This window comes from Burkholderia sp. Ac-20365, assembly GCF_017104715.1.
GTDB lineage: Bacteria > Pseudomonadota > Gammaproteobacteria > Burkholderiales > Burkholderiaceae > Paraburkholderia.
In genome coordinates, this window is record NZ_JAAGPI010000118.1 from 1 (window position 1) to 868 (window position 868).

An 868-nucleotide genomic window follows, 5' to 3' on the forward strand; every position below is an offset into this window, starting at 1 on the left:
CCCGGGTCGGCGTCGACGGAATCGGTGGAGCAATCAATTCTCGAGGCGGGGAGAATCCTTCAGAAGCGGATCGACGAGGTCTCATCAGCGCTTTCGAGAGGGGATCTGTCTCTCGCACAGTTTCCCCGCGTGGAAGACGAGGCGCGTGCAGAACTCGAGGCGACCGTTGATGTGCTGAACCGTGTGTTGGACCTGACTCCGGGGTGCGAGCGAGCGAGACGAGCAGGCCCGGGAGTGGGCGCAATGCGTGTCGCCACGTCCGTTGGTAATGGCGGTGATCAGCTCGCTTTCGGTTCGACTCGGGAGCGAAACACAATTTTGGCTGCGCTGCGGTTCTATCAGCGCAGCGGGATGGGCGAGCCCGCGAATCGTACGGACGATATCGACGATATCGCGACCGATGGCGGCGACGACGTTTCGTTGGATGCTGACGGGATCGACGCCCTTTGTGAGCGCATCAACCTTGCGTCGAACAGCGAATTGAGCTCGCAACGTAGCGTTCGTGTCCTCGTCTCGCATTCAGACGGGATGGTGGAGTACAGCACTGACGAAGGGGTGGAAGTGCATGTCTTCGATCGCGACATTTACGAAGACGATCCATCCGAGGCTCGACCGGCTCCTGCTCACTTTCGGGACCTTGCTGAAGCGTTAGGCGTTCCGGTTCAGGAAGGGGCCGCGCCGTTCGAGTCGAGTAACCTGATCGGTCAGGAGCCCGCCATTGAGCCGATCGGCGCACCTTCAATTGCACGTGACGCCATCGGCAATCTCGTCGGGAGATTCAGTGTGACGTCGGTAGAAGAAAGGGCAACGATCGACCACGCGCTCACTGCGTATGGCTTCCTGATAGCTCGCAACGAGCGCATCACGA

Annotated in this window: 1 pseudogene; it reads left to right on the forward strand. The window is 60.1% G+C overall.

The annotated features are described in order from the left end of the window. Nucleotides 1-243: 243 nt before the first annotated feature. A pseudogene (locus G3O01_RS44890) lies at nt 244-868 on the forward strand (hypothetical protein); the annotation flags it as partial.